Source organism: Caballeronia sp. LZ016, assembly GCF_031450805.1.
GTDB lineage: Bacteria > Pseudomonadota > Gammaproteobacteria > Burkholderiales > Burkholderiaceae > Caballeronia.
In genome coordinates, this window is the sequence record NZ_JARTVY010000001.1 from 118,223 (window position 1) to 141,622 (window position 23,400).

Consider the following 23,400-nt stretch of genomic DNA (forward strand, 5'->3'; position numbering starts at 1 on the left):
TCTGGTGCGCTTCTCCGAGCGCCTGCAAGGCCGGCGCCGTGCGTGGCCGCCGCATGGGGAGACACATGCGCGCGCACTACGCTTCGAGCAGTTCCGCTTTCGCTGGTCCGCATGACACGCCAAGGACGCCGGCCCCGGCCGCTGCGTCTGTCGATGTTCTCTGGTTGCATCAAAGAGGAATCCAACGTGACGTCTTCCGCATCGGCCCGCCCGGCTAGCAGTAACGGCGCATTGCCCGACTCATCCTCCGACGCGTCGCTCGCGTTCGAGGCGAAGCCATCGAAGAAAAAAGACGCATTGACGCCGCGCAAGAAGCCGGTGGCCGATGCCGGCATCGACGAGGCTTCCCCCGAACGCGCGAAGCCCGCGAACCGCGCCCGCGACGACAAGGACCGCCCGCTCTTCGAAGACATCCGCTTTCTCGGCCGGCTGCTCGGCGAAGTGCTGCGGGAGCAGGAAGGCGACGCCGTCTTCGACATGGTCGAAACGATTCGGCAGACCGCCGTGAAATTCCGCCGCGAAGACGATGTCGATGCGTCGCAGGCGCTGGAAAAACGCCTGCGCGCGCTGTCGCCGGAGCAGACGGTGAGCGTCGTGCGCGCGTTCAGCTACTTTTCGCATCTGGCGAATATCGCGGAGGACCGGCATCACAACCGCCGCCGGCGCATCCACGCGCTCGCCGGCACGGCGCCGCGGCCCGGCTCGATCGCCTATGCGATCGAGCGCATGCGCGAGCAGAAAAACGTCAGCGCGACGCGCAAGCTGCTGCAGAAGTTCTTCGACGACGCGCTGATCGTCCCCGTCCTCACCGCGCATCCGACCGAAGTGCAGCGCAAGAGCATTCTCGATGCGCAGCACGACATCGCCCGCCTGCTCGCCGAGCGCGATCAGGAATTGACCGCCCGCGAACGTGCGCGCAACGAGGCGGTGCTGCGCGCGCGGGTGACGTCGCTGTGGCAGACGCGCATGCTGCGCGACGCGCGCCTGACCGTCGCCGATGAGATCGAGAACGCGCTGTCCTACTATCGCGCGACCTTCCTCGAAGAGATTCCCGCGCTTTATGCCGATATCGAAGCCGCGCTCGCCGAGCACGGCCTGCCCGCGCGCCTGCCGCCGTTCTTTCAGATGGGGAGCTGGATCGGCGGCGACCGCGACGGCAATCCGAACGTGACGGCCGAGACGCTCGAGAACGCGATCACGCGGCAGGCGACCGTCATCTTCGAACACTATCTGGAAGAGGTTCACAAGCTAGGCGCGGAACTGTCGGTGTCGGAGTTGCTCGCCGGATCGAGCGCGGCGCTGCAGGCGCTTGCCGATGCATCGCCGGACCGCTCGCCGCATCGCACGGACGAGCCGTATCGCCGGGCGCTGATCGGCATCTACACGCGGCTTGCCGCGAGCGCGCGCGTGCGGCTCGGCGAAGGCGTGGTGTCGGTGCGCGGCGCGGGGCGCAGCGCGACGCCGGTGCGCGCGACGCCCTATGCCGACGCCGCCGAGTTCACGCGCGACCTGCACGTGCTGATCGATTCGCTCGCGGAACATCACGGCGCGTCCTTGTCGACGCTGCGCCTGTCGCCGCTCGCGCGGGCATCGGAAGTGTTCGGCTTCCATCTCGCGAGCATCGATTTGCGGCAGAGTTCCGACATTCACGAAGCGGTCGTCGCGGAGCTGCTGTCGCGCGGCGGCGTCGAGCAGGACTACGCGGCGCTTGCCGAGGAAGACAAGCGGCGCGTGCTGCTGAAGGAACTCGCGCAGCCGCGTCCGCTGCGTCTGCCCTATGCGCGCTATTCCGATCTCGCGACGAGCGAGCTCGGCGTGCTCGAAGCCGCGCGCGTGACCCGCGAAAAATTCGGCACGCGCGCCGTGCGTAACTACATCATTTCGCACACGGAAACCGTCAGCGATTTGCTGGAAGTCATGCTGCTGCAAAAGGAGACCGGCGTCCTGCAAGGCTGCCTCGGCAACGACGACGATCCCGCGCGCGACGGCCTCATGGTGATTCCGCTCTTCGAGACGATCGCGGACTTGCGCAATGCGCCCGTCATCATGGGCGATCTGTTCGCGCTGCCGGGCGTCGATGCGCTCATCGAAAATCAGGGCGGCGAGCAGGAAGTCATGCTCGGCTATTCGGACAGCAACAAGGACGGCGGCTTCCTCACGTCGAACTGGGAGCTGTATCGCGCGGAACTGGCTCTCGTCGCATTGTTCAGGGAGCGGCGCACGACGCTCAGGCTGTTCCACGGGCGCGGGGGCACGGTCGGACGCGGCGGCGGCCCGACCTATCAGGCGATCCTGTCGCAGCCGCCCGGCACCGTCGACGGGCAAATTCGCCTGACGGAGCAAGGCGAAGTCATCGCGAGCAAGTTCGGCAATCCGGAAATCGGGCGGCGCAATCTGGAAACGGTCGTCGCCGCGACGCTGGAAGCCTCGCTGCTGCCGCACGAGAACGCGCCCGCCGAGCTGCCGAAGTTCGAAGCGACGATGCAGACGCTATCGGATGCGGCGATGTCCGCGTATCGCGCGCTCGTCTACAAGACGCCCGGCTTCACCGACTACTTCTTCTCGTCGACGCCGATCGCGGAGATCGCGGAGCTGAACATCGGCAGCCGGCCGGCGTCGCGCAAGCTCCAGGACCCCAAGCATCGCAAGATCGAGGATCTGCGCGCGATTCCCTGGGGCTTCTCCTGGGGACAATGCCGCTTGCTGCTGACGGGCTGGTACGGCTTCGGCAGCGCGGTGACGGCTTATCTGGATCAGGCGGCGTCGGATGCCGAGCGCACGAAGCGGCTCGGCATGCTGCGCAAGATGCACAAGACGTGGCCGTTCTTCCAGAACTTGCTGTCGAACATGGATATGGTGCTCGCGAAGACCGATCTCGCCGTGGCGTCGCGTTATGCGCAGCTCGTCAGCGACAAAAAGCTGCGCAAGCTCGTGTTCGAGCGGATCGTCGCGGAGCATGAGCGCACGTGCCGCGTGCTCGGCGAAATCTCCGGCAAGAGCGAGCGCCTCGCCGATAACCCGCTGCTCGCGCGATCGATCAAGAACCGCTTCCCGTATCTCGATCCGTTGAATCACCTGCAAGTGGAGCTGCTCAAGCGCCATCGCTCGGGAGACCAGAACGTGCGGCTGCGGCGCGGGATTCACCTGACGATCAACGGGATCGCGGCGGGGTTGCGCAATACCGGCTGAGGATCGCGCGGGGCGAACGCGTCAATCCCGGCGCTTCGCCTCGATCATCAACGCGTCCAGCTCGGACGAGCAATCGTCCTTGACGCTGAAGTACTGGCGCACTTCGTCGGGGGCGCTCGTCCACATCGAGCGAATGGCGGTCACGCGCTCCGGCGGCGTGCGCATCCGCGATACCCACGCTTCGAACTCCAGCGGAATGCGCCAGCGCTCGGTCACGTGCGCGTCGAAGCCGGCCGTGTCGAGCATCGCGATCCATTCGTCCGCGCGATAGTCGCGAATGTGCGACGCGTCGCGCAGCAGTTCGATTGCCTGAATGTACGTGTCGTAAAGCGGATCGTCGATGCCGGCGATATCGATGAACTTGAGCCGCCCGCCCGGCTTGAGCACGCGATGCGCTTCACGAAGCGCGCGCGGCACGTCGCGCCAGTGATGCGCGCTCATGCGGCTCACGGCCCAATCGAACGATGCGTCGTCGAACGGCAGCGTCTCGGCGGCGCCCTGCTGCGTGCGGATGGCCGTCAAGCCGCGCTCCTTCGCGGCGGCATCGACCGTGGCGAGCATCTGCGGCGCGATGTCGTACGCGACCACTGCCCGCACATGCGGCGCGATCGCGAAACTTGCGTGTCCCGCGCCGCAGCCCATGTCGAGCACCGTCGCGTTGCCGCACGTGGCCGCGAACGTCGCGGCGAGGTTCTGCAAGTCGGCGCCGGTCGCGTGAACCTGGCTCGTGAGATACGCGGCGGCGGTCGAGCCGAAGGCGTCGGCGACCTGTTCGTGGTGTTTCATCGTGCGCTCCGTTTTGTCATCGGCTGAAGTGCCTGCCGCTACAATAGAGCCCGCCTGGTACCAGTACAAGTTGAGCATTTATTCTGGTATCGGAACCACCTGTCGAAGTCCGAATGAATCCTGAGAAAAACGCTTCCGAGCCGTTGCCCGAGACGCCCGCGCGCGCGCTCGGCGATTTCATCCGCACGCATCGCGAACGCCTGTCGCCGCTCGCCGTCGGCTTGCCGCCCGGACCGCGCCGCCGCACGCCCGGATTGCGGCGCGAAGAAGTCGCGCAGCTTTGCGGCGTGAGTCCGACGTGGTACACGTGGATCGAGCAGGGCCGCCCCGTCTCCGCTTCCGCCGATGCCCTCGCGCGCATTGCCGTCGCGCTGCAGCTGTCGCGCGCCGAGCGTGCGTACCTTTTCGAACTCGCCGCCCAGCGCGATCCCGCCGAGCCCGATCCCGCCGCGCAGGACGTGCCCGCCGCGCTCTTGCAGACCGTCGGGCTGATCGGCGCGCCCGCCTACGTGCTCGACCGCCAGTGGAACGCGCTGCGCTGGAACGCGCCCGCCGCCGATCTGTTCGTCGGCTGGCTCGACGGCGAGCACGACCGCAATCTGCTGGCGTACACCTTCACGTCGATGGCGGCGCGCGAACTGATCGTCGACTGGGAGACGCGCGCGCGGCGTCTTGCCGCCGAATTCCGCGCCGATTCCATTCGCCATCTGAACGATCCGCCGACCCGCGCGCTGATCGATTCGCTTTCCGTCGCCAGCGACGCGTTCGCGCGCTACTGGGCCTCGCAGGACGTGTTCGAGCGCGAAGGCGGCGAGCGCGCGTTCCAGCATCCGGCGCGCGGGCGCATCGTGTTCAATCAGATCACGTTCAAGCCCGCGCATCGCGAGGACTTGAAGCTCGTCATTCTGGTCGGGTCCGAATAGTCTCGAATGTTAAAATCTTCGTCTTCCGGCTTGACGCAAAGCCGCTCCAACCGCTGAAAACATCACCATGACGTCCCAACTCCACAAAAAAGGCGAAGCCTGGTCGGCTCGCTTCTCCGAGCCGATGTCGGACCTCGTCAAGCGCTATACGTCGTCGGTGTTTTTCGACAAGCGGCTCGCGCTCGTCGACATTCAGGGCTCGCTCGCGCACGCGTCGATGCTCGCCGCGCAGAAGATCATCGGCGCCGACGACCTCGCCGCCATCGAGCGCGGCATGGCGCAGATCAGAGGCGAAATCGAACGCGGCGAATTCGAGTGGAAGCTGGACCTGGAAGACGTGCACCTGAACATCGAAGCGCGTCTGACCGCATTGATCGGCGATGCCGGCAAGCGGCTGCACACCGGCCGCTCGCGCAACGATCAGGTCGCGACCGACATCCGCCTGTGGCTGCGCGGCGAGATCGATCGCATCGGCGGCTTGCTCACGGACTTGCGCGGCGCGCTCATCGACATGGCCGAGAAGCACGCCGATACGATCATGCCCGGCTTCACGCACTTGCAGGTCGCGCAGCCGGTGACCTTCGGGCACCATCTGCTCGCTTACGTCGAGATGTTCGCGCGCGACGCCGAACGCATGCGCGATTGCCGCAAGCGTGTGAACCGCCTGCCGCTCGGCGCGGCGGCGCTTGCGGGCACGAGCTATCCGATCGACCGTCACGCGGTTGCCGCGACGCTCGGCTTCGACGGCGTCTGCGCGAATTCGCTCGATGCCGTCTCCGACCGCGACTTCGCGATCGAATTCACGGCGGCGGCCGCGCTCGTGATGACGCACGTATCGCGCTTCTCGGAAGAGCTGGTGCTGTGGATGAGTCCGCGCGTCGGCTTCATCGATCTTGCGGACCGCTTCTGCACCGGCTCGTCCATCATGCCGCAGAAGAAGAATCCCGACGTGCCCGAGCTGGCGCGTGGCAAGACGGGCCGCGTGAACGGGCATCTGATGGCGCTGCTGACGCTGATGAAAGGCCAGCCGCTCGCCTACAACAAGGACAATCAGGAAGACAAGGAGCCGCTCTTCGATACGGTCGATACCGTCGCCGATACGCTGCGCATCTTCTCGGAGATGGCGGCGGGCATCACGGTCAAGCCGCAGAACATGCGCGCGGCGGCGTTGCAGGGCTTCTCGACGGCGACCGATCTCGCGGATTACCTCGTGAAGCGCGGCCTGCCCTTCCGCGATGCGCACGAAGCCGTCGCGCACGCGGTGCGTATCTGCGACGACCGCGGCTGCGATCTCGCGGATCTTTCGCTCGACGCAATGCGTATCGAGTTGCCGAACGTCGCGCATCTGATCGGCGACGACGTGTTCGATTATCTGACGCTCGAAGGCTCGGTCGCGAGCCGCAATCATCCGGGCGGGACTGCGCCGGATCAGGTGCGCGCGGCGGCGAAGGCGGCGCGCGAAGCGCTTTGAACGTGCGCTGACATCGCATGTCACGGGAGGCCGTCCGTAAGGATGGCCTTTTTTGTCGCCGTCCTTCCCGTTCCTGACGCACCATGATCATTCGCCCCAAGCTGCACTGGTTCCGCATGCTGTTCGTCTGGCGCGGCTCTGTGCTGCCCCAGTTGCTGCCGCGGCTCGGACTGATCTTCGCGCTCTCGGTCGCGGCGATCTTCATGCACGACCACATGCGCCACTATCCGATCGGGCTTGGCACGCCGCCGTTCGCGCTCGTCGGCATTGCGCTCGCGGTGTTTCTCGGCTTTCGCAACAGCGCGAGCTACGACCGCTGGTGGGAGGGCCGCAAGCTGTGGGGCTCGATGCTGATCACCGCGCGTTCGCTCGCGCGGCAGGCGCTCGCATTGCAGCATCCGCGCGACGACGAAGCGACACGGCGCTTTCTCGCGGTGATCGGCGGCTTCGCGCATGCGCTGCGGCATCAGTTGCGCGGCACGGACGCGTCCGCCGATCTCGCGCCGCGCCTGCCGCCCGAACTGCTCGACCGGGTGAACGCCGCGCAATACAAGCCCGCGACGATCCTGCTGTGGCTCGGCGAATGGATTGCACAGCGCAAGCGCGATGCGTCGCTCGACGGCTACGCGGTGCTTGCGATGGATCACAACCTGAACGCGCTGTCGGCCGTCGTCGGCGGGTGCGAGCGGCTCGCGTCCACGCCGCTGCCGTTTTCGTACTCGGTGATGATCCATCGCACGATCTACATGTTCTGCTTTCTGCTGCCGTTCGGCCTGGTCGATGGCGCGGGCGTGCTCACGCCGCTTTTCGCGCTGCTGGTCGCGTATGCGTTCATGGCGCTGGAGGCGATTGCCGCGCAGATCGAGGACCCGTTCGGGCTCGAAGAAAACGACCTCGCCCTGAATGCGATCTGCGCAACGCTCGAAGCCGCGCTGCACGACATGGCGGCGGACCCCGAGTTTGCATCGGCGCCGCCGGCGGCGCGGGAGTCGGCGCGAAGGTTCATCGTCGATTGAGGGCGGCGAGGCGTCGGGTGAGATCGTCGAGCGCCTTGCTGTCGAACAAGTCAATGCATTTCTTCGTGCCGAAAGACGAATCTATCGAGCCCGTGCAGTGCCGGCTCGCGTAGTCGCTCGCGAGTTGATCGATTGCCCCGTACGCGTCCACTGGAACTTTGCCCGCTTCCAGATAGACGCTGGCCGTCGCGTTCGCATCTTTGCTCGTGGCTGCATCGGGATAGACCTTGGCGAGGCATCGGCTCAGTGCCCATCGCTTCAAAAGCGCACGTTGTCCGACGATGGAATCCGGTTGCGCTGCGGCTGCGGATTGGCCAAGTAACACCAACGCGATGCCTGCGACGACTGCGCGCATCAGTGCAGTATCCATAGCGATGCCGTTTCGGGAACGAATGTGCCGTTATCAGGGTTCTGAAGCAGATGGCATGAATCAGAACATGCGTTGCCGTCCCACAGGGTAACGTGCCCGCGCGAATGGCGGTCTCCCACTCATCGATGATCTCTCTCGTCGGTTTGTGATCGGCCAGCGTAATAGTCACCTCTACCCATTCATACACGACTAATCCGATAACCCCATCATTTCCCCCCGCCGACACACATCGTTCCTCACCCGTCACTGCCGGCTCCGCCGCGAATCGTTCATAATGCTCCGCGATTTACCCTGGAGATTCGAATGAAACTGTTTTACAAAGCCGGCGCATGTTCGCTCGCATCGCATATCGTTCTGGAAGAGTCCGGTCTGCCTTACGAAATCGAAGCAGTCGACCTCAAAACGAAGCTGACCGCAAGCGGCGCCGATTTCACGGCGATCAACGCAAAGGGCTACGTGCCCGCGCTGCAACTCGATAACGGCGAAGTGCTGACGGAAGGCCCGGCGATCATGCAATACATCGCGGATCAGGTTCCGGCAAAGCATCTCGCCCCGCTCGCCGACGCGATGGCGCGCTATCGCCTGCAAGGGTGGCTCACGTTCATCGGCACCGAACTGCACAAGAACTTCTCGCCGTTCTTCAATCCCGCCGCGTCGAGCGACTGGAAAGCGGCCGCCATGGCAAATCTGGAACGCCGTCTCGGTTACGTCGCCAAGCACATCGACGACAAGCAGTTCCTGCTCGGCAACGAATTCGGCATTGCCGATGCATACCTCTTCACCGTGCTCGGCTGGGCCCCGCATATCGATCTCGACCTGAACAAGTGGTCGGCGCTGGTCGCGTATCAGGCGCGCGTGGGCGCGCGGGCGGCGGTTCAGGCGGCGATGAAGGCCGAAGGACTCATCTGACGCCGGCATTCATCGTCGTCACACCAAGACAAACGGCCCTCGCGGGCCGTTTGTCTTTCAGGCAAGAGACGCACAAGCGTCAATCCCGCACGCAATCGACAAAATACTCGATACGCCCGTTGATCATCTCGCCGACGAGCCCGTGAATATCCGTATGGAAGCCCGGGAAGCGCTCGTTGAACTCGCGCGCGAAACGCAGGTAATCGACGATCGTGCGATTGAAGCGCTCGCCCGGAATCAGAAGCGGAATGCCCGGCGGATACGGCGTCAGCAGAATGCTCGTCACGCGGCCTTCGAGTTCGTCGATCGGCACGCGGTCGATCTCGCGGTGCACGAGCTTCGCGTACGCCTCGGACGGCTTCATCGCCGGCTCCATGCTCGACAGATACATCTCGGTCGTCAGGCGCGCGATGTCGTTCGCGCGGTAGACGCTGTGAATCTGCTGGCACAGATCGCGCAGGCCGATGCGCTCATACGACGGATGCTGCGCGACGAATTCCGGCAGCACGCGCCACAGCGGCTGGTTGTTGTCGTAGTCGTCCTTGAACTGCTGAAGCTCCGTGACCATCGAGTTCCAGCGGCCCTTCGTGATGCCGATGGTGAACATGATGAAGAACGAGTAAAGCCCCGTCTTCTCCACGATGATGCCGTGCTCCGCCAGATAGCGCGTCACGATGCCGGCCGGAATGCCCGTTTCGCCGAACTCGCCGTCGACATCCAGCCCCGGCGTGATGATCGTCGCCTTGATCGGATCGAGCATGTTGAAGCCTTCCGCAAGCGGGCCGAAGCCGTGCCAGCGATCGTTCGGCTTCAGCATCCAGTCCTCGCGATCACCGATGCCTTCCTCGGCCAGCGCGTCCGGGCCCCAGACCGTGAAGAACCAGTCGTCGCCGTATTCGGCATCCACCTTGCGCATCGCGCGGCGGAAATCGAGCGCCTCCGCAATCGATTCTTCCACGAGCGCCGGGCCGCCGGGCGCTTCCATCATCGCGGCAGCGACGTCGCACGACGCGATGATCGCGTACTGCGGCGACGTCGACGTATGCATGAGATACGCCTCGTTGAAGCGATGACGGTCGAACGTGCTGTTCTCGCTGTCCTGCACGAGAATCTGCGACGCCTGCGAGATGCCGGCGAGCAGTTTGTGCGTGGAGTGCGTCGCGAACACGAGCGCGCCGGTGCGCGGCCGGCCCGCGCCGATCGCGTGCATGTCCTGATAGAACGAATGGAACTCGGCGTGCGGCAGCCACGCTTCGTCGAAATGCAGCGTGTCGAGCGTATCGCCGAGCAGGTCCTTGATCATCTCGACGTTGTAGACCACGCCGTCATACGTGCTTTGCGTAATCGTCAGAATGCGCGGCTTGACCTTCGGATTTTTCGCCAGCACTTCGCGCGCGAACGGATTCTCCTCGATCTTCTTCCTGATGACCTCGGGCTTGAACTCGTCGCGCGGAATCGGACCGATGATGCCGAAGTGATTGCGCGTCGGCGTGAGGAAGACGGGGATCGCGCCCGTCATCGTGATTGCGTGCAGGATCGACTTGTGACAGTTGCGGTCCACGACGACGATATCGCCCGGCGCAACGGTGGCGTGCCACACGATCTTGTTCGACGTCGAGGTGCCGTTCGTCACGAAGAAAAGATGGTCCGCGCTGAAAATGCGCGCCGCATTGCGCTCGGAAGCCGCGACAGGCCCCGTGTGATCCAGCAACTGACCGAGTTCGTCCACCGCGTTGCAGACGTCCGCGCGCAGCATGTTCTCGCCGAAGAACTGATGGAACATCTGTCCGAGCGGATTCTTCAGGAACGCGACGCCGCCCGAGTGCCCCGGGCAGTGCCACGAATACGACCCCTCCTCGGCGTAACGCACGAGCTCGCCGAAGAACGGCGGCGCGAGCGAATCCAGATACACCTTCGCCTCGCGGATGATATGGCGCGCCACGAACTCCGGCGTGTCCTCGAACATGTGGATGAAGCCGTGCAGTTCGCGCAGGATGTCGTTCGGCAGATGGCGCGACGTACGCGTTTCGCCGTACAGGAAGATGGGGATGTCGGCGTTGCGGCGGCGCACGGCGCTCACGAACGCACGCAGCGCGACGATCGCCGAGGCGAGCTCGGGCGTATCGCCTTCGACCACGACGTTGTCGGCATAAGGCAGCAGCTCGTCGTCGTCGATCGAAAGGATGAAGCACGATGCGCGGCTCGATTGCTGGGCGAACGCGGCGAGATCGCCGTAGCTCGTCAGGCCGAGCACTTCGGCGCCTTCTTTTTCGATCGCCTCGGCCAGCGCGCGAATACCGGAACCCGAGATGTTCTCGGAGCGAAAATCTTCGTCGATGATGACGACGGGAAAGCGGAACTTCATGAGGCGAATCTCCAAATGGAACGACCGCTGCCCGAGCATCGGATCAGCGGTCTTTCAACAGCGTGCGGGTGTCTGACGATGCGTGGCTCAGGTCTTCGGCAGCGTGACGCCGTGCTGCCCCTGATACTTGCCGCCGCGATCCGCATAGGACGTCTCGCATATTTCGTCGCTTTCGAAGAACAGAACCTGGGCGACGCCCTCGTTCGCATAGATCTTCGCAGGCAAAGGTGTCGTGTTCGAGAATTCGAGCGTGACGTAGCCTTCCCATTCCGGCTCGAACGGCGTCACGTTCACGATGATTCCGCAACGCGCGTAGGTCGACTTGCCGAGGCACACGGTCAGGCACGAGCGCGGAATGCGGAAATACTCGACGGTGCGCGCGAGCGCGAATGAATTCGGCGGAATGATGCAGACGTCGCCCTTGAAGTCGACGAACGATTTTTCGTCGAAGCCTTTCGGATCGACGATGGTGGAATTGATGTTCGTGAAGATCTTGAATTCGTCGGCCACGCGGATGTCGTAGCCGTAGCTCGACGTTCCGTAACTCACGATCTTGCGGCCGTCCTCGGCCACGCGCACCTGATCGCGCACGAACGGCTCGATCATCTTGTGCTCTTCGGCCATGCGCCGAATCCACTTGTCGGACTTGATGCTCATAGAACGCTACCCAGCGTTGCAGCTTGCGATCGCGCGATGGGACCGCAGGCCTTCGGTGAAACGGCGCATGGCCCGGCCGGACCAGACGAAAGACGATGACAAAACGAAGCGCGTATTTTACGCGAATGATGCTGAAGGCGAGCCCGGCCGTTCAGCCGATGCCGTCAGCGCCGGATGACGCCGCACGCAAGCGCCGGACCCACGTTGTGCGGGCTCATCGCGTAGGGGTCCGTGGCTTCGCGATGCAGCATGATCGCGCGGGAAATGACGGAGCGCACGCCGTCGAGCGATACGTCCGTGGCAACGATGAACCCCGTCGCCGTGCCGTTGGCGTCCGCATGGATGTTGCCGAGTTCGCCTTCGAGCCGCCCGCTCGCGCGCGCCCGTTCGCCCGGCAGTGCGAACACCGGGCTCGCGTCGGCGCCGTTCACCGCGATGCAGTCGCCGCGTTCATGGACCTGCAACGCGTGATCGCTGTTGGGCGGCATGTCGGTGATGCTGTAGGTGACCTGTACGCCGTCCGAGCGCTCGATCAGCGTGATGGTGCCCCGCGCCGTGTTGCCGGGCGTGGGCTTCAGCGTGGCGTCGGCGAGTTTCTCGTGATTCTGGAAGATGATGCCGCAGCCGCTCAGCACGACGCTGCACGCGGCCGTGGCGAACAAGGCGGCAAGCGCCCTCCCGTCGAATCTGTCTCTCATGCGATCCTCTTGGCGGCCCGCCGACACCCCGTGCGTCCACGCTGCCGCGCCTCGAAGGCGACATGATACCGCGAGCCGCACCGCACAAGGCCCGCGAAAGACACGTCCGGACGATCGATGTCAGGTGTTCTGCACGACGATGCTCGGGAACTTCGAGGTCATGTCGCGCTGGCGCTCGGCGATCGAAATCGCGACGCGGCGAGCAATCGCGCGATACGTCTCCGCAATACGGCTATCGGGCTGCGACACGACGGTCGGCTGGCCGGCATCGGTGCGCTCGCGGATCGAAATATCGAGCGGCAGTTGCCCGAGAATCTCGACGCCGTATTCCTTCGCCATGCGCTCGCCGCCGCCCGCGCCGAAGATGTGCTCTTCGTGGCCGCAATTCGAGCAGATATGCGTGCTCATGTTTTCGACGATGCCGAGAATCGGAATGCCGACCTTCTCGAACATCTTGAGGCCCTTCTTCGCGTCGAGCAGCGCGATGTCCTGCGGCGTCGTGACGATCACCGCGCCCGTCACCGGCACTTTCTGCGACAGCGTGAGCTGGATGTCGCCCGTACCCGGCGGCATGTCGACGACGAGGTAATCGAGGTCCTTCCAGTTCGTCTGACGCAGCAGTTGTTCGAGCGCCGACGTGACCATCGGGCCGCGCCAGACCATCGGGTTGTCCTGCTCGATCAGAAAGCCGATCGAATTCGCCTGAATGCCGTGGCCGGTGAGCGGATTCATCGACTGATTGTCGGGCGATTCGGGGCGGCCGGAGATGCCGAGCATCATCGGCAGCGAAGGACCGTAGATGTCTGCGTCGAGCATGCCGACCGATGCGCCTTCCTGCGCGAGCGCAAGCGCGAGATTCGTCGCCGTCGTGCTCTTGCCGACGCCGCCCTTGCCCGACGCCACCGCGATGATGTTCTTGACGTTCGGCAGCAGTTTCACGCCGCGCTGCACCGCATGCGCGACGACTTGCGAGGTGACATCGACTGAAACGTCGGTAACGCCGGCCACCTGGCGCAACGCATCGGCAACGAGGCTGCCGATCGTGGCAAATTGCGTCTTCGCCGGATAGCCCAGCACGACGCTCACCGCCACCTTGCCGCCCTCGATGGAAACGTTGCGGATGCTCTTCGTATCGACGAACTTGCGGTTCGTGTTCGGATCGGTCAGGGTAGCGAGTGCGGTGTCGATCCGCGCGCGGTCAATGCTCATTGAAACTCCATGGAACGCCTGTTGCTAAGCTGCCGTCGCACTGCAACAAACTGAGGAAATTGAAAGTAATTGTTAACGCCGTTGCGCGCGAGTCGCCCCGCGCTGCACTATGCCGCTGCTGTTGCTCCCCGGGGACGCATCGCACCGGGCCGGACGGACGTGTTTCTCAATATTCCCATTATTGTAGAGGCTCGTCCGAAAGCCCGTCCGAAGACCCTTTCGCATTGTCGGCGCGTGTCGCCGAACCGCTTTCGAATCAAAGGAGATCAAGATGAATACGAAGTTGTTGACCCGCCTGTCCGTTTTCGCCGTCGTCGGCGCGCTGGTTGCCGGCTGCGCATCGCAGCAAGGCACGAATACCGCCGTCGGCACGGGCGTCGGTGCGGCCACGGGCGCTGGCATCGGCGCGATTTTCGGCGGCGGCAAGGGCGCGGCGATCGGCGCGGCGACGGGCGCGGCGGTCGGCGGCATCACCGGCTACAACTGGCAGGCGATTCGCAACAAGATTTCCGGCGATTCGAAGGGCACCGGCACGCAAGTGACCGAGCAGCAGGACGGCTCGCTCAAGGTCAACATCCCGAATTCGATCTCGTTCGACACCAACAGCTACGCGATCAAGCCGTCGTTCGATCCCGTGCTGAACTCCGTCACGCAAACGTTGCAGCAGCATCCTGAACTGATCGCGAGCGTCGTCGGCCATACGGATAACACCGGCACGGCTGCCTATAACCAGACGCTGTCGCAAAACCGCGCGCAAAGCGTCGCTTCGTACATTTCGACGCACGGCGTTCCGGCGCAGCGTCTGTCGGCGCAGGGCATGGGCCAGAACCAGCCGATCGCCGACAATTCGACGGAAGCCGGCCGCGCGCAGAATCGTCGCGTGGAGATCTATCTGCGCGCGACCGCGCAGCCGGGTCAGGTGCAGTAAGTCTCTGAATTGAAGGGGAAACGGACGGGCGGGCGCACTTGGGCGTCATCCCGCCGAATGCGCCTGAAAAAAAGTTGAAACTTGCCGGCGCGGCGCTTGTCTGTTGTTACGGTAGGTGGGTGGCTGGACCATCGCCTGCCATTCTCCTCTTGTCGTTGTTGCTCCGGGGCCCAGATGGACCCCGGTTTTTTTTGTGCGCGCGCTTTTGCCTGCGCGTCGATCGGATCATCAGGCGACGGAGATACAGAGCCGTTTGCCGAGTGATCGAGAATCTGCCTCCATCGCTTCAGCGACCGAATCGCCGAGACGCAGGCCATGAGTCGTATGGCGCTAAGCGAAAAACACAACTCAAGTGCTGCATTTCGTTGTTGCGCTCCAGCAGCGGTTTTCTCGCCCCCGCAGTCCCGCCCCGCCTCGCTTCCCCGCCCTGCTAAAATCGAAAATCCGCTTTTTCCACAATCCGAAGCAATTCCCTCCGGGCCGCGCCTCTATGTCAGCACCGATTTCCGCCACTGCCACCGCCGCGTCCGCCGCCACCGACGGCCGCCGCCAGATCCTCGTCACGTCCGCGCTGCCGTACGCGAACGGTCAGATTCACATCGGCCATATGGTCGAGTACATTCAGACGGATATCTGGGTTCGGACGCTGCGAATGCATGGCCACGAGGTCTATTACGTCGGCGCCGACGATACCCACGGCACGCCGATCATGCTGCGCGCCGAAAAGGAAGGCATCACGCCGAAGGCGCTGATCGAGCGCGTCTGGAAAGAGCACAAGCGCGACTTCGACAGCTTCGGCATTTCGTTCGACAACTACTATTCGACCGATGCCGACGAAAACCGCGTGCTCTGCAATTCGATCTACACCGCCCTGCAGGAAGCCGGCCTGATCGAGGCACGCGACATCGAGCAGGCCTACGACCCGGTCAAGGAAATGTTCCTGCCGGACCGCTTCATCAAGGGCGAGTGTCCGAAGTGCGGTGCGAAAGACCAGTACGGCGACAACTGCGAAGTCTGCGGCTCGACCTATCAGCCGACCGAACTCGTCAATCCGTATTCGGTCGTTTCGGGCGCGACGCCCATCCGCAAGACATCGACGCATTACTTTTTCCGCCTGTCCGATCCGCGCTGCGAAGACTTCCTGCGCGGCTGGGTCGGCGGTCTCGCGCAGCCGGAAGCCACCAACAAGATGCGCGAATGGCTCGGCGACAAGGGCGATGCGAAGCTCGCCGACTGGGACATCTCCCGCGACGCACCGTACTTCGGCTTCGAAATTCCGGGCGCGCCGGGCAAGTACTTCTACGTCTGGGTCGATGCCCCCGTCGGTTATTACGCGAGCTTCAAGAATCTGGCCGATCGCATCGGCATCGATTTCGATGCGTGGGTCAAGCCGGAGTCGAAGGTTGAGCAGTATCACTTCATCGGCAAGGACATCCTGTATTTCCACACGCTCTTCTGGCCCGCGATGCTCCAGTTCTCCGGCCATCGCACGCCGACGAACGTGTTCGCGCACGGCTTCCTGACCGTCGACGGCGCGAAGATGTCGAAGTCGCGCGGCACGTTCATCACCGCGCAGAGCGTGATCGACACCGGACTCAATCCGGAATGGCTGCGCTATTACTTCGCCGCGAAGCTGAACAGCACGATGGAGGACATCGACCTGAACCTCGAGGACTTCCAGGCGCGCGTGAACAGCGATCTCGTCGGCAAATACGTGAACATCGCGAGCCGCGCGGCGGGCTTCCTCATCAAGCGTTTCGACGGCCGCGTGGAAGACCGCGCGATGCAGCATCCGCTCATCGCGCAACTGCGCGGCGCGATCCCGCAAATCGCCAGTTTTTACGAATCGCGCGAATACGGCCGCGCGCTGCGCACGACTATGGAACTCGCCGACGCCGTCAATCACTACGTCGATTCCGCCAAGCCCTGGGAACAGGCGAAGGACCCGGCGAACGCCGCCGCGCTGCACGAAACCTGCAGCGTGAGTCTCGAAGCGTTCCGCCTGCTGTCGCTTGCGCTCAAGCCGGTGTTGCCGAAGCTGATCGAATCCGTCGAGGCGTTCCTCGGCATCGCGCCGCTCGTCTGGGCCGATGCAACGAAGCCGTTGTCGTCGGCGAGCGCGATCAATGCGTACAAGCACCTGACGACGCGCGTCGATCCGAAGCAGATCGAGGCGTTGCTCGCGGCGAATCGCGAATCGCTGCAATCGACGACGGAAGCGGCAGCGGCAGCGCCGAAAACCGTCGCGAAGAAAGAGACGAAGAGCGAAGAGTCCGGCGTCATTTCCATCGACGACTTCGCGAAGGTCGATCTGCGCATCGCGAAGATCGTCGATTGCAAGGCCGTCGAAGGCTCGGACAAGCTGCTGCAACTGACGCTCGACGTCGGCGAGGAAAAGACGCGCAACGTGTTTTCCGGCATCAAGTCGGCGTATCAGCCGCAGGATCTGATCGGCAAGCTGACGGTGATGGTCGCCAATCTCGCGCCGCGCAAGATGAAGTTCGGCCTGTCGGAAGGCATGGTGCTCGCGGCCTCCGCCGCCGACGAGAAAGCCGAACCCGGCCTCTACATCCTCGAGCCGCACGGCGGCGCAAAGCCGGGGATGCGCGTGAAGTAAGGCGCACCGGCTGAAAAACAAAGGGCACGCGCCGGACAGTCGCGTGCCCTTTTGCTTAGTGCGTCGCCTTCAGTCCCCCGACGAATCCGACTCTACCGCCGACGAAGCCCCGAACGGCGCCGACACCCCCGATGCGCCCGAAGCCGCCGATGGCTGCACCGCCGGACCGGAGGGCGCCGACGCCATCGACAGCAAGCGCGCCCACGAATTGAAGCGCCGCGTGTACGACAGGTCGATGCCCTGATACGTGCCGCCATACACCGTCGTAGACCAGAACCGCGACAACGCGAGCGTGGCCTTCACAGCGTTCTGCGCCGACTGCAAGCCCTGCTCGTACCCAAGCACGAGACGCTCGTTGATCGCCTTCGACAACAGCACGACCTGCGGGTCCGTCAGCCCCACTTCGCTCGATCCGACCGTGAACTCGTCGAGGCCGACGGTCTGCGCGATCTTCGCCCCGCCGCGGCTGCCGAGCAGCGCCAGCGCGCTCGTCATCGCGCTCTGCTGGCCGATGTTGTTCCCCTGATCGGTGCCGTGTCCGAACAGCAGCCACGAGAGCTTTTCGTTGTCAGGCACGTTCGGCTCCGAGATCAGCTTCGCCACCGGCGACTGCACCGTGCCCGTCACCTGCACGCCCGCTTCGATTTCCTGATTGCGCCGCATCGCCAGAATGTTGATGCCCGGATTGGCCACCGGCCCGTTGAACGTGAAGAAGCCGTTCTCGATGCCGAGCTTGCGACCGAACGCGGTGTACGTGGAACCGGGCGTGACGCGCACGTTGCCGATCGCACGCAGCGGCATGTTCGGCGCGCTCGTCGCGGTGATGGTGCCCGCGAGCCCGAGGTCCGCGCCCGCGCCCTTGAAGCGGAAACGCTGACCCAGGTTGATATCGATATTGGCGCGCGGCGTGAACGGCCCGACCGGCTTTTCGGTTGCCGCGACGGCCTGCTGCTTCGTGTTCTCGCCCTTCACGGTGCCGTCGGGACGCACGATGACCACGTCATCGCCGAGCGCGGGCGCGGAGCTTTCCGGCAAGTCGAAAAGCGCGTGATCGACGGTGAATTTGCCGTTGATCGCCATACCGCCCTGCAATCCCGCATTCGCGATGCTCGCGCTGCCCGACAGCATGAGCTCGCGATCGGGCGAAGCGAACAGTTCCAGCTTGTCCGCAATGATGCTCGCCGTCAGATCGGGCTCCTGCTGGTCGAGCCGCACCTTGCCGGTCGCGCGGAGCACGCCGCTCGCGCCGTGGAACTCGACTTGCCGGAAATCGACGAGATTCTCGGACAGCGCGATCCGGATGATGCCGTCCTTCAGTTGCACGCCCTGATCGACGACCGTCGCGGAAATATTGTCGCCGGTCAGCGATCCCGACAGACTCGGCTTTGCGACGATGCCCGCGATCGTCAGCTTCAGCCCGAGCTTGCCGCCGAGCAGATAGTTCGCGCCGAGCAGGCCGCCGGTCGTGCGCAGTTCTGGCACGTTCGCGTCGATGGCGCCGGAGAGCGGCGCTTCGTCGGCCACGGTCAGCATGCCGTCGCGCGGGACGAGCGTCGTGTGCACGTTGGCATCGATGGCGCCGATGCGGCTCGCCTGCGCATGGAGCGTCGCGTTGAGGCGGTTGCCGCTCGTGAAATCGGCGCGCGCCACGATGTCCGATATGCCGAGCGCAGCCACGCCGCGCGTGCCGTCGATCGTCACGTCGCCGCCGCGCCGCTTGATCTGCGCGTAGCCCGTGGCCGTCGCGCCGAGCGAGAAATCCCAGTTGCCGTCGAAAATCAGGTCGGTCCGGATCGACGATTCCTCGCCCGTCATCTGCCGCCGCACTTCCAGCAGGCGCGGCACCGAGAGATTCGTGAGCGTGCCGGCCGACTGGATGCGCCCGCCTTCCAGCGCGAACGACTTCAGATTTAGCGACGTGCCTTCCGCGACGAGCCGCGTCGCCCCGAGCACGATACGCTGCGGCCCGTAACTCACCGACAACGGCGACTCCAGATTCACCGACGGCGTGCCCTTGTTCGTGAGCTTCGTGATCGCGCCGTCCCAGTGCGGACCGTCGGCGGCGTCGGTGAACTTGCCGTTTGCCCCGAGCGTGAGGTTGACCGGCTGGCCCTGCACCTTGCCGGTCGCGGTCACGCCGAGCGTGTGCTGCATGCGCGTGCCGTTCAGGTTCGCGTCGAGCGTGGCGACTTCGATGCCCGATGTGCTCGCATCGCGCGCCTTCAGCGTGAAGACCAGCGCGCCGTTCGCGCCGTCGCGGATATCGGCGCGGCCTTCCGCATGGCCCAGGCGATTTGCGCCGAACACGACGCCATCGGCCTGATAGTTCGCCGCGACGTTCGGATGCGCCATCGAGCCGGTCAGATCGCCGTCCGCCTTCACCGTCCCCGCGATCCCGAAGCCGAGGCGCTCCAGTTGCGGCGCGTCGATGCGAAACCGCAAACGGTCGCCGGGCGCACCGAAGCTGCCGTTCAGCTCGGCGTCGTTGCCCGCCACCGACAGCTTCGCGGTGCTCGGCAGCACGCGCGTGCCCGCGATCTGCACCGTGCCCTCGCCGGTGAGCGGCAGGTTGTCGTACATGCTGTCGCCGAGCCTGAAGGTGGCTTTGGTCGTGAGCGTCGGCGCGAGCACGCCCGATGCGGCAAGCGTGCCGTTCACGCGCGCTTCGATCGGGCGCGGCGGTGTCGCCGTCTTTTTCGCAGCGGGCTTTTGCGCGATTAATTGCTGCTGGAGCAAGAGCGGGTTGAAGTCGACGAACTTCGCCTTCAGGTCGTAGCTCGAATTGACATCTTTCTTGAGCACGCCGCTCGCCTCGACGCGTCCCTTGCCGACCATCAGCTTCACGTCGTCGAGCGTGGTCTGCTTCGCGTCGAGCCTGATCTTGGCCTGGGCGCGGATGGCTGCTTTCGGATCGTTCAGGTCGACGGTCACGGTTTGCGTGTCGCCCGCGAGCACGACGCCGACCGGCCCCGCGAAGTCCGTCGGGCGCACGCTCGGTTCGATCGCGTTGAGATCGAGCTTCGCCACTTTCAGGTCGAAGCGTCCGTGGCCGGCCGAAATCGCGCCGCCGCCCGCGATGCTCGCGTCTTTCAGCAGCCGCACGTTCAGGTCCATGACGCTTTGCGCCGATGCGTCGAGCCGCACGTTCGCGCGCGCGTCGATGAGCGGCAGCAATTTCTTGTCGATGGAACCGGGCTTCGCATTGACGATCGACACCGGGCCGCTCACGACGAACTTCTTCGCCCCTTGCACCGGCTTCACTTCGGCGCGCACGGCGAGGTCGGCGGCGGGCGCGCCCGCGCTGATCGCCTGCGGATTGATGTGATCGGCCGTGACGATTGCGAGCTTGAGCGGCACGTCGGCGAACGGCGTCGCTTCGACGTGCGCGCGGCCCGCGAGCTTCATGCCGCTGGCATCGACGTCGGCGATCAGGTCTTCCAGCGATCCCGACAGCCGCGCGCCGACCTGCACCGCTTCGTCGTTGACCCGGCCGGCGTAGGTCGCGTCGCCGGAAAGCGGGAACGGGCGCGCGCCGCCGTCGAGTTTGGCGGCGGCCGTCACCGATCCGAACGGCGTCGTGAGCCGCTGGACAGCGGCCTCGTGATGCTGGCCGTCGCTGCGCCCGTTGAAGAGCAGGCCGGAGAATTCGGTCGTCGTCGCGCCCTGATGCAGCCGCAGTTTCGCGACGCTCAGATCGCGAACGGCGAGCTGAATCGGCAAGCGCAGATCGCGCGGCAGTTCGGTCTTCCTGCTCGGCTCGTTCGATGGCGCGATGCGCGCGTCGATGGTTCCGATATGCAGATAATCGATGGTGAAGCGCAGCGGATCGCGCGTGAGCGCCCAGCGGCCCGAGACGCTATCGACGGCGATATCCGTGCCCTTGCCGTCCTTCCAGCGCACATCGCGCAATTGCAGGCCGCTGGCGATCGCGCCGCCGTCCAGTTTTCCGGTCAGCCGCCCGCCGAGCAGCGAGGTCGCCGCGTCCCAGGCGTAGCGCGTGCCGCGATCGGTCGTCAGCGCCAATAGCACGGTCCCGAGTGCGAGCACGACGATCAGCACGACGACGAGCACGAGCGCGCCGATCCAGCGCAAAAAGCGCCGCATGCCGCGCGGGCGTTGCGGCTTTTTCGGCGTTTCCGGCGCTTCTTTGCCGTCGTTGCTTTCGTTCGTCTCGTTGCTCGCGTCCGTCATGCCTTCGCTTTTCGAAAATGTCGTCGATGCATCGCTCAGAAAGCGATGCCGAGCGTCAGATACGGCTTGATGCTCTTGTTCTTGAGTCCATACGCAACATCCACGTTGACCGGCCCGACCGGGCTGCGCCACCGCGCGCCGACGCCGACGCCCGGCTGGAACACGCGCTCGCCCCAGGTATCGGTCGCGGTGCCGATATCGAAGAACACCGCGCCGCCCCAGTCGTGCGTGAACCAGTGCTGATATTCGCTGCTGCCGGTCACCATGTACTTCGTCGGCAGAATCGATCCCGACACGTTATGCCCGATGCTCAGATAACTGTAGCCGCGCACCGAATTCGCGCCGCCCGCGCGAAACAGCAGCGACGCCGGTATGCCGCTCGACGGCCCGCTCGTGAAGACGCCGCCGAATTCCGCGCGGAACACGAGCAGATCGTTGCGGCCGAGCGGCAGGTATTGCTGCATGTTGGTGTAGAGGCGCGCGAAAGTCTGATCGGTCAGCGCGCCCTTCACCGCGAAACTCGCCTCCGCGCGAACGACGTTGCCGCGCCGGGGAAACAGCGGATCGTCGACGTCGCGGCGCACCCACGTCCACGCCGGCACGAGCGCGCGCGCCGTCGACGGATTCGGCTCGTTCTGCGTCAGGCGATCGTTGTAGAACGTCAGCGAGTACGTCGTGTCGATGTTCTGCGTCGAGCGCGAACGCTGCACGCCGACGCGCGCGCTGTAGATGTTCGTATCCGACACGTCGGTGATCGTGTAGGAGCCGAAGATCGCGTTGACCCAGCCGTGCGAATCCGGCGGCATCGCCAGTTGCACGCGGCCGTATTGCTGCGTCTGGTCGAGCCGGCCGGAGATGGTGAACGGATACGCCGCGCCGAACGTGTTCAGGTAGCTGTACGCGCCCTGGATGTGGAAGCCCGTGTCCGTCGCGTACCCGACGCCGTAGCGCACGCTGTGATACGGATACTCGCTGACTTTCACGTGCAGCGGCGTTTCGATCGGCTTCGTGACGTCGTTGTCGGCGTCGATCGCGACACTCGCGTAATACGGCGTGTTCTGCACTTGCCGCTGCAGTTCCGTCACGCGGGCGATGTCGTAGATATCGCCTTCGTTGATCGGATTCACGTTCTCGATGATTTTCTGCGGATAGCGCTTCGTCCCGCTGATGTCGAGCTTGCCGAAGGTGAAGGTCGGACCGCTGTCGAAGGTGACGGACAGATCCGCGATATGCGTGCGCGGATTGATGCGCGCCTGCGAGCGGACGATCCGGGCGCCCAGATAGCGGCGCGATTGCAGCGCCTTCAGCGCGGCGTTCTTCGCGTCGTCCCAGGCGCCCTGCGTGAACGGGTCGCCCTCCTTGATCGCGAAAGCGAAGCGCGCGGCGTTTTCCTGCTTGCGGTCTTCGGTCGTCACCGCGCCGGTGAATTTCAGGTCGACGGAGGCGACTTGCGTCTGCGGGCCCGGATCGACGCTGACCTTGACCGAGCGCTTGTCGTCGGCCGTGGTGACGTCGGTGCGTACCACCGGCGTGAAATAGCCCTCGGTCGCGACGAGATCGCGCACGTCTTTCGGCGTCGCGGTGACGAGGAACTGGAACTGGTCGTCGCTGATATCGTCGCGCTTTGCGAAGCGCGCAAGATCGAGGTGCTCGCTCAGCAGTTTCTTGACGTTGCGCGGCGCGTCGATGTCCACGTCGTATTTCGCGAACGCGGGGGACGCGATCGCGAAGAGGACAAGCGCGGCGAGCGCCGTCAGCGCCGGAGCCGGGCGATCGCCGGCGGCCGGGTTCATCGCGTGCAGCTTCGCGGCCGCGCCGCGCACCGCACACACCAGATCAAACGAACGCCCCGCCAAACGCGACCTCCGGCATCGGAAAAAATAGATAGAAAGGCGAAGCGGGTCCGCCATGCGCTTTTCGTCTGTTCGCGTGCAAACGGCGCAGCACGGCGCGCGAGCGCTATTTCACCACACCGCTACGCCCCATCGCGGTAAAAATGCGGCAGCGGCGCGCGGACCGTGCGCCGTTGGACGGCCGGCGCCCCGCCCGGTTCCCGCCGATTAGCACGCGC

The 23,400-nt window shown here is 64.6% G+C and carries 15 protein-coding genes; 7 read left to right on the forward strand and 8 right to left on the reverse strand.

The window, feature by feature from the left end; translation table 11 throughout:
* Window positions 1–186 precede the first annotated feature (186 nt).
* Complete coding sequence (ppc, locus tag P9220_RS00580) at window positions 187–3,189, forward strand: phosphoenolpyruvate carboxylase (protein WP_309763086.1); 3,003 nt, start codon at window positions 187–189, stop codon at window positions 3,187–3,189.
* Window positions 3,190–3,210: 21 nt separating this feature from the next.
* On the opposite strand, the gene P9220_RS00585 is transcribed toward ppc, so the two are convergent.
* A complete protein-coding gene (locus P9220_RS00585) occupies window positions 3,211–3,975 on the reverse strand; it encodes a class I SAM-dependent methyltransferase (protein WP_309763087.1) in 765 nt (254 codons plus the stop codon).
* A 113-nt stretch (window positions 3,976–4,088) separates the two neighbouring features.
* On the opposite strand from P9220_RS00585, the gene P9220_RS00590 reads away from it, so the two are divergent.
* The 3 genes from P9220_RS00590 to P9220_RS00600 all read left to right on the forward strand — a co-directional run bounded on the left by P9220_RS00590 (window position 4,089) and on the right by P9220_RS00600 (window position 7,385).
* Window positions 4,089–4,898, forward strand: coding sequence for a helix-turn-helix transcriptional regulator (locus tag P9220_RS00590; protein ID WP_309763088.1), 810 nt, complete (start codon window positions 4,089–4,091; stop codon window positions 4,896–4,898).
* Window positions 4,899–4,965: 67 nt separating this feature from the next.
* Window positions 4,966–6,369 (forward strand): argininosuccinate lyase, encoded by a 1,404-nt coding sequence (gene argH / locus P9220_RS00595; RefSeq protein ID WP_309763089.1) that lies wholly within the window; start codon window positions 4,966–4,968, stop codon window positions 6,367–6,369.
* 83 nt (window positions 6,370–6,452) lie between these two features.
* Complete coding sequence (locus tag P9220_RS00600) at window positions 6,453–7,385, forward strand: bestrophin family ion channel (RefSeq protein ID WP_309763090.1); 933 nt, start codon at window positions 6,453–6,455, stop codon at window positions 7,383–7,385.
* Here the strand turns inward: P9220_RS00600 and P9220_RS00605 are convergent.
* Window positions 7,372–7,755 carry a T6SS amidase immunity protein Tai4 family protein gene (locus tag P9220_RS00605; protein ID WP_309763091.1) on the reverse strand — a complete coding sequence of 128 codons (384 nt, stop codon included), beginning with the start codon at window positions 7,753–7,755 and terminating at the stop codon, window positions 7,372–7,374. The two genes, P9220_RS00600 and P9220_RS00605, sit on opposite strands and share 14 nt — an antisense overlap.
* Window positions 7,756–8,058: 303 nt before the next feature.
* Here P9220_RS00605 and gstA point away from each other — a divergent pair, with 303 nt between their 5' ends.
* Window positions 8,059–8,664, forward strand: a complete 606-nt coding sequence (gstA, locus tag P9220_RS00610) for a glutathione transferase GstA (protein ID WP_309763092.1) — start codon at window positions 8,059–8,061, stop codon at window positions 8,662–8,664.
* A gap of 79 nt (window positions 8,665–8,743) precedes the next feature.
* Here gstA and P9220_RS00615 read toward each other — a convergent pair whose 3' ends face one another.
* The 4 genes from P9220_RS00615 to apbC form a co-directional block, all read right to left on the reverse strand.
* Window positions 8,744–11,029 (reverse strand): arginine/lysine/ornithine decarboxylase, encoded by a 2,286-nt coding sequence (locus P9220_RS00615; protein WP_309763093.1) that lies wholly within the window; start codon window positions 11,027–11,029, stop codon window positions 8,744–8,746.
* Between the two features lie 87 nt (window positions 11,030–11,116).
* On the reverse strand, window positions 11,117–11,686 hold the full coding sequence (gene dcd, locus P9220_RS00620; protein ID WP_309763094.1) for a dCTP deaminase: 570 nt from the start codon (window positions 11,684–11,686) through the stop codon (window positions 11,117–11,119).
* 164 nt (window positions 11,687–11,850) lie between these two features.
* Window positions 11,851–12,384 carry a superoxide dismutase family protein gene (locus P9220_RS00625; protein WP_309763095.1) on the reverse strand — a complete coding sequence of 178 codons (534 nt, stop codon included), beginning with the start codon at window positions 12,382–12,384 and terminating at the stop codon, window positions 11,851–11,853.
* A gap of 120 nt (window positions 12,385–12,504) precedes the next feature.
* A complete protein-coding gene (gene apbC / locus P9220_RS00630; RefSeq protein WP_309763096.1) occupies window positions 12,505–13,593 on the reverse strand; it encodes an iron-sulfur cluster carrier protein ApbC in 1,089 nt (362 codons plus the stop codon).
* 271 nt (window positions 13,594–13,864) lie between these two features.
* On the opposite strand from apbC, the gene P9220_RS00635 reads away from it, so the two are divergent.
* Together P9220_RS00635 and metG are read left to right on the forward strand one after the other, a co-directional pair.
* Window positions 13,865–14,521: an OmpA family protein gene (locus P9220_RS00635; protein ID WP_309763097.1), complete on the forward strand. Its 657-nt coding sequence runs from the start codon at window positions 13,865–13,867 to the stop codon at window positions 14,519–14,521.
* Between the two features lie 502 nt (window positions 14,522–15,023).
* Window positions 15,024–17,138, forward strand: a complete 2,115-nt coding sequence (metG, locus tag P9220_RS00640; protein WP_404980449.1) for a methionine--tRNA ligase — start codon at window positions 15,024–15,026, stop codon at window positions 17,136–17,138.
* A 69-nt stretch (window positions 17,139–17,207) separates the two neighbouring features.
* Here metG and P9220_RS00645 read toward each other — a convergent pair whose 3' ends face one another.
* Both P9220_RS00645 and P9220_RS00650 read right to left on the reverse strand, forming a co-directional pair.
* Window positions 17,208–21,329: a translocation/assembly module TamB domain-containing protein gene (locus P9220_RS00645; protein ID WP_309763099.1), complete on the reverse strand. Its 4,122-nt coding sequence runs from the start codon at window positions 21,327–21,329 to the stop codon at window positions 17,208–17,210.
* Window positions 21,330–21,364: 35 nt separating this feature from the next.
* Entirely contained in the window at window positions 21,365–23,185 is a 1,821-nt protein-coding gene (locus tag P9220_RS00650) for an autotransporter assembly complex family protein (RefSeq protein WP_404980390.1), read from the reverse strand.
* Window positions 23,186–23,400: the final 215 nt, after the last annotated feature.